The sequence below is a fragment of the Oerskovia enterophila genome (genome assembly GCF_001692445.1).
Taxonomy (GTDB): Bacteria; Actinomycetota; Actinomycetes; order Actinomycetales; family Cellulomonadaceae; genus Oerskovia; species Oerskovia enterophila.
Map to the genome: position 1 here is coordinate 1 of NZ_MAQA01000095.1, position 5,952 is coordinate 5,952.

Annotated in this window: 7 protein-coding genes; 6 read left to right on the plus strand and 1 reads right to left on the minus strand. The window is 73.6% G+C overall.

Going from position 1 to position 5,952, the window contains the following annotated elements; genetic code table 11:
• The 6 genes from OERS_RS21675 to OERS_RS20130 form a co-directional block, all read left to right on the plus strand.
• Positions 1-606: hypothetical protein (locus OERS_RS21675; RefSeq protein ID WP_169834256.1), on the plus strand; the 606-nt coding region annotated here is incomplete at its 5' end.
• On the plus strand, positions 603-1,592 hold the full coding sequence (locus OERS_RS20110; RefSeq protein WP_068627761.1) for an AAA family ATPase: 990 nt from the start codon (positions 603-605) through the stop codon (positions 1,590-1,592). The genes OERS_RS21675 and OERS_RS20110, both read left to right, overlap by 4 nt.
• Positions 1,589-2,953, plus strand: coding sequence for a DUF58 domain-containing protein (locus OERS_RS20115; RefSeq protein WP_083201634.1), 1,365 nt, complete (start codon positions 1,589-1,591; stop codon positions 2,951-2,953). Before OERS_RS20110 ends, OERS_RS20115 begins: the two co-directional genes overlap by 4 nt.
• Positions 2,950-3,507, plus strand: a complete 558-nt coding sequence (locus OERS_RS20120; RefSeq protein WP_139107965.1) for a hypothetical protein — start codon at positions 2,950-2,952, stop codon at positions 3,505-3,507. The genes OERS_RS20115 and OERS_RS20120 overlap by 4 nt, the downstream gene beginning before the upstream one ends.
• Before the next feature lie 94 nt (positions 3,508-3,601).
• Positions 3,602-4,180, plus strand: coding sequence for a Dps family protein (locus tag OERS_RS20125; protein ID WP_056651868.1), 579 nt, complete (start codon positions 3,602-3,604; stop codon positions 4,178-4,180).
• Positions 4,181-4,373: 193 nt separating this feature from the next.
• Positions 4,374-4,829, plus strand: a complete 456-nt coding sequence (locus OERS_RS20130) for a VOC family protein (protein WP_068627763.1) — start codon at positions 4,374-4,376, stop codon at positions 4,827-4,829.
• Between the two features lie 41 nt (positions 4,830-4,870).
• Here the strand turns inward: OERS_RS20130 and OERS_RS20135 are convergent, their stop codons facing one another.
• Complete coding sequence (locus OERS_RS20135) at positions 4,871-5,572, minus strand: site-specific integrase (protein WP_139107966.1); 702 nt, start codon at positions 5,570-5,572, stop codon at positions 4,871-4,873.
• Positions 5,573-5,952 lie beyond the last annotated feature (380 nt).

The window sequence follows — 5,952 nt, forward strand, 5'->3', positions numbered from 1 at the left end:
CCCATGAGCCGACGACCCACCACCCCCCGACGCCTCCTCCTCGAAGCAGCACTCGTCCTCACCGCCGGCACAGCCCTCGCGGTCATCGGGCTCGACATCCCCCACGCACTCGTCCTCACCGCAGGCGCCCTCGTCCTCCTCGTCCTCCACCGACGCGCACGACCCGGCACCGACCCCGAGCACCACGCCCTGCCCGACCGCAACCGCCACGGCGCCCGACGCGACCTCTCCGAGCTCACCTGGGCCATGCACGGCAACGACGGACGAGTCAGCGAACGCGCACACAAACGCGTCCTGGCGCTCGCGGCCACGGCTCTGGCCGACCGGGGGATCGACCTGCGCAGCACGGACCCGGCACAGCAGCGCGCGGCCGCGGACCTGCTCGGCCCCAAGGTCCACCAGCAGATGACGACCGACCCGCGCCCGCCGACCATGCCCGTCCTGCGGGCCTGGGTCACTGCGGTCGAAGGCGTGAGCGGCATCTCCGCGGGCCCCGGACGCGCGTCCGCCGAGCAGCGCCGCACGGCGGGCGGCCGAACGACCGACGGCTCGGACCACAGCACCAGCACCACCTCCATCACCACCACCGAGAGGCGAACCCGATGACGGACTCCCCTGCCCCCGCGCTCAGCGTCCCCGAGGTGGCCGCGCTCGGCCGCCGCATCCTCGACGAGGTCGGCACGGCCGTCGTCGGGATGCGGGACCCGCTCGAGCTCGCGCTCGCCACGATCCTCGCGGGCGGTCACGTGCTGTTCGAGGACGTGCCCGGGCTCGGCAAGACCCTCGCGGCCCGCAGCCTCGCCACGGCGCTCGGGCTCGACTTCGCCCGCCTCCAGTGCACGCCCGACCTCCTGCCCGCGGACATCACGGGGTCCTCGGTCTACGACCCGGCCACGACCGACTTCGTGTTCCGTCCCGGGCCGGTCTTCACGGGCCTCTTCCTGGCCGACGAGATCAACCGCACCGCGCCCAAGACGCAGTCCGCGCTGCTCGAGGCCATGGCCGAGCGCCAGGTGTCGATCGAGGGCAGCACCTACCCGCTGCAGCGTCCGTTCCACGTCCTCGCGACGTCCAACCCCGTCGAGTACGAGGGCACCTACCCGCTGCCCGAGGCGCAGCTCGACCGCTTCATGGTGCGGCTCGCGGTCGGGTACCCGGACCGCGACGAGGAGCGCGAGGTCCTGCGCCGCAGGCTCGACCGCCGGCAGGAGCAGGCCGAGGTCCGCCAGGTGGTCGACGCCGCCACGGTCCTCGCGATGCAGGCCGGGGTCGAGGCGACGGACGTCGACCCCGACGTGGTCACGTACTGCGTCGACCTCGTGGCCGCGACGCGCGCCGACTCCCAGCTCGAGGTCGGTGCCTCGCCGCGCGGGTCGCAGACCCTCGTCCTGCTCGCGCGCGCCGTCGCGGCGCTCGACGGCCGCGACTACGTGCTCCCCGAGGACGTCAAGCGCGTGGCGGTCCCCGTGCTCGCGCACCGGCTCACGCTGACCCCCACGGCCTGGGCGTCGAACGCCCAGCCGCAGACCATCGTCCGGGCCATCCTCGACCGTGTCCCGGGCCCCGCGACGGTCGCCAGCGCAGCGCGATGACGGCACCCGCAGGGGGCGGAGAGCCGACGGGCTGGCTGCAGACGACGAGTCTCGCGGCCGGGGTCGTGCTCGGTCTCGCCCTGCTGATCACCGGTCTCGTCGCTGGCCGCGCCGACATCGCGGTCCTCGGGGCGCCCGCGCTGCTCAGCGCGGCATGGGCCTGGACCGCTCGCCCGCGAGGCGGGGCGGTCAGTGCGACGTTCGTCCCGGCGGAGGCGGGCGGGACCGGTCCGGGAGAGCTGCGCGCGCGGCTGCGCCTCGACGTGCCCGACGGCGCCGCTCCCGTCCGCCTGCGGGTCACCAGCCCGGGGAACGACGACGCAGACGTCACGGTCCTCGTGGACGGGACCAGGACGCTCGACCTCACGACGCACTCGGCCCGCACCGGCCCGCACCGGACGTTCCGCGTCGACCACGTCGCGGCAGGCGTCGAGGGCGGCTTCGAGTCGCGGCCCGACGACCTGCGGGCCCCCGGGATCCTCGTGCTGCCGACGGCCCAGCCGCTCGGTCGCCTCCCGTTGCCGCACCAGCTCGTCGGGCTCACCGGACCGCACACGACCCGGCGGCTCGGCGACGGCACCGAGCTGCGGGACGTCCATCCCTTCGCGCCGGGCGACCGGCTCCGGCGCATCGACTGGCGCGCGACGGCCCGGCGGTCCCCGGGCCTCGAGACCCTCTACGTGCGGCGTACCCAGGCGACCGCGGAGGCGACGGTCGTGCTCGTGCTCGACTCGCGCGACGAGGTCGGGCCGGACGTCACGACCTGGCGCGGGAACGATCCGCTGCCCATGGACCGTGCGACGTCCCTCGACGTCGCACGCAACGCCGCGGTCTCGGTCGCGCAGGCCGCGCTCGACGGCGGCGACCGGGTCGGCTTCGAGGACCTCGGGTGGGTCCGACGCCCCCTGCCTCCCGCGGCCGGCAAGCGTCAGCTCCGCCGGATCGTCCACGCGCTCGCGCTCGCCCACCCCGTCGGAGACCCGGGCCGCCGCATGCGTCCCCCGCAGATCCCGGCGGGGGCGCTCGTGTACATGTTCTCGACGTTCCTCGACGACGAGAGCGCCTCGATCGCCCAGACCTGGCGCGGCACCGGTCATCCGGTGGTGGCGGTCGACATCCTGCCCACGGTCGAGGTCCCGCGGGGTGACCCCGGCGTCGCTCTCGCCTGGCGCATCACGCACATCGAGCGTGAGCAGCGCCTCGAGAGCCTGCGCCGGGAAGGGATCCTCGTGGTCAGATGGCTGCCATCGATCGGGGGCGACGACCCAGGAACGCCTGGTCGCTCGGCACGATCGGCGCGCACCGCGCTGGAGCTCGCAGCCCGCCAGCAACGACACGCCCAGCAAGGAACGGCCCGATGAGCGCACTCCGTCCGGTACGCCCGGCTCCTGCAGCCACCAGGCCCTCGACGGAGGTGGGCACCGGACCGACCGTGCCGGGGCTCCTCTTCCGTGCTGTGCTGTTCGGCGTCACGGTCGCGTTCGCCACGCTGACCGCACACAGCCTGCTCTCGTCTCTGGCCGGCAGCGTGGTGGTCGGTCTCGCGCTCGCGGCGGCGGTCACCCGGTTCCCCCGACCCCCTGTCCCCCACGCGATCGCCTTCGCGGGAGGCGCCGCGCTCCTGGGCGCCTCTGCGGCGTTCGACCCGGTGGTGTTCGTCCTCCTCCCGCTGGTGCACCTGATGCTCCGTGCGTCCTGGTGGGCTGCTCGGGTCCCCAGGACGGGCGCGGTCGAACGGAGCGTGCTCGTGCTCGACCTGCGTCGCGCCGCCGCGGTCCAGGTGGCCTGCCAAGGTCTCGCGCTCGTCGCGTTCGCCGCCTCGAGGCTCGAGGGCGACGGGTTCTTGACGGTCGTGGCGGCGCTGGCGCTGTGTGCTCTTGCCGTCCTCGTGGTCCCGAGGACCTGGTGGCGTTGAGGGTGCTCGCTGGACCTGCGAGCACACGGGCACCGGGCCAGGATGGGACGAGGCGCACGTCGCCCGCCCTGCACCCCGACTCGAGGAGGACCACATGGCTGCCCACAAGGACCTGCCGGACTACACCGTCCCGTCGCTCACGCTCCAGGAGGGCAAGGACGTCGCGGCGATCCTGCAGGAGCGCCTGCACTCGCTGAACGACCTCGCCCTCACGCTCAAGCACATCCACTGGAACGTCGTGGGTCCGCACTTCATCGCGGTCCACGAGATGATCGATCCTCAGGTGGACGCCGTCCGTGCCATGGTCGATGCGACGGCCGAGCGCATCGCGACCTTGGGCGTCCCGCCGCGCGGCACGCCGGGCGCGATCGTCGCCGAGCGCACCTGGGAGGACTACCACCTGGGCCGAGCCTCGACGATCGCCCACCTGGGCGCCCTCGACGAGGTCTACCAGGGCGTGATCGCCTCGCACCGCAAGGCTGCGGCCGACACCGAGACGGTCGACACCGTGAGCAACGACCTCCTCGTGGGGCACCTGCACGAGCTCGAGCTGTTCCACTGGTTCGTCCGCGCGCACCTGGAGTCCTCGGGCGGCGAGCTCTCGACCTCGGGGGCGTCGACCGAACGTGGTGCAGCCCGCAAGGCCGAGTCCGCAGCCAAGAACGAGGCCTGACTCCCCCCGGCCCGGCCTGCCCGACGTGCGAAGTGCCCCGGTCCTCGGCCGGGGCACTTCGCACGTCGGGCCCTGGCCTGTCTGGGCTTGGTGGTGAGTCGGAGATCCTGGGTGGGTCGATGCGTTCTCTACGCTTGGCACACTATTTTGTTCCGGACAAGCAGTGGAGCAGAGTGCGGCATAGCGTGGCCGCATGACCGATCGACCTGATGCCCCGCCCGTGCGACAGCTTCGTCTCGTCGTCGAGGCGGAGGACTACGACGCCGCCCTCACGTTCTACCGCGACCTGCTCGGACTCCCCCAGGAGGCCGCCTTCACGGGCGAAGGGGACGCGCGCGTCGCGATCCTCGACGCGGGGCGCGCCACCCTGGAGATCGCCAACCCCGCGCAGAAGCGCATGATCGACGACGTCGAGGTGGGACGGCAGGTCGCTCCCCCGCTGCGCGTCGCGTTCGAGGTGTCCGACGCCACCGCCGTCACGACGGCCCTCGTCGACGGCGGAGCACACCTCGTCGCTCCGCCGGTCCGTACGCCCTGGAACTCGCTCAACGCACGGCTCGAGGCCCCGGCCGGCCTGCAGATCACGGTCTTCCAGGAGCTCGACGCCGAGGCGCCCCGCTCCCCCGCGGACGACGACCGCACGGCCTGAGCCCGCCGTCGGGCTCCGTGGAACCTGGGGCCCCTGAAGACCTACGCCCCCGCTGCCCCCAGGGGCTCGCCCAGGACCTCCGAGTCCGCGTGCCAGGCCCGACGGACCTGCTCGAAGCGCGTCGGGAGCGGCGGCCGCACACCGCCGTACCGCGCGTTGGTCCGCTGCACGAACCTGCGCCACGACAGCACCAGCCCCTGCTTGGTGATGGGCAGCCCGCTGGCCACCGTGACACCGTTGTCGTGCGTGTGGTGCACGGTCAGGAGCAGTGCTCGTGGGATCGACCCCTCGAGCTCGGAGCAGAGGTCCTCCCGGACGTCCATCCAGCGGCGCAGGACCAGGACGACACCCGGTTCGAGGCGGTGCTCGCGCACCGTGCGGTGCTTGCCGTGCTGCACGACGACGCGCCCCTCCCCCGCCTGGGCGCCCGTCGGACCCAGGTCGAGCGAGTCGACCGTGCAGCGCAGCAGGTCCGAGTACCGGGCGCCCGTGGCACGGGTCAGCCCGACGATGACCGCCAGACGCACCATCTCCGGCTTGGTCGAGGCGTACATCGCGGCGACCGAGAGCTCACGCCACACCCACTCCGCCTCGTCGCGCGTCACGGGCGGTCGCGGGTAGCGCGGGGCGAGCGCCTGCGCGGTCTGCTCGACCGGGGGGCCGGCGGGCACATTCTCCTGGCCGGGCGGGCGCGCCCCGCCCGTCGAGGCGTCGTGGGGTGAGTCGGCGGCGTCGGTGACCATGGGACGAACCTATCCGCTTGGCACACTATTTCCTACCAGGCGACTCGGCGCGCCACGAGGCCGTCGGCCGCCAGGTCGGACCTGGCGCAGCCGCCGTGTGAGGTCGTCGATCTCGCCCAGCACCTCCGTGGCCACCCAGACCCCGTGCCGCAGCGATGTCGAGATCCGCGAGAGGACGCCCGCCTCCGTGAGGCGAGCCAACGCCTCGCACCGTGCAGAGCTGGATCGGCGGGTCCGGCTTCTCGCACCGTGGTCACGCCCGCTCACCGTGACGCGCCCAGCGGGAAGTCCGGGTTGGCTACGCTGGTCGGCGATGGCCTCCCCACCCCGCTCCCCCGGCTCCGCCGTCGACGACCCGGCGGTCTCCCTCGGCAGGCGAC

Bases quoted from the DNA above. Each gene is read 5' to 3' on its own strand.
- OERS_RS20110 (WP_068627761.1), top strand. From the start codon at position 603: ATGACGGACTCCCCTGCCCCCGCGCTCAGCGTCCCCGAGGTGGCCGCG.
- OERS_RS20135 (WP_139107966.1), bottom strand. From the start codon at position 5,572: ATGGTCACCGACGCCGCCGACTCACCCCACGACGCCTCGACGGGCGGG.
- OERS_RS20115 (WP_083201634.1), top strand. From the start codon at position 1,589: ATGACGGCACCCGCAGGGGGCGGAGAGCCGACGGGCTGGCTGCAGACG.
- OERS_RS20130 (WP_068627763.1), top strand. From the start codon at position 4,374: ATGACCGATCGACCTGATGCCCCGCCCGTGCGACAGCTTCGTCTCGTC.
- OERS_RS20125 (WP_056651868.1), top strand. From the start codon at position 3,602: ATGGCTGCCCACAAGGACCTGCCGGACTACACCGTCCCGTCGCTCACG.
- OERS_RS20120 (WP_139107965.1), top strand. From the start codon at position 2,950: ATGAGCGCACTCCGTCCGGTACGCCCGGCTCCTGCAGCCACCAGGCCC.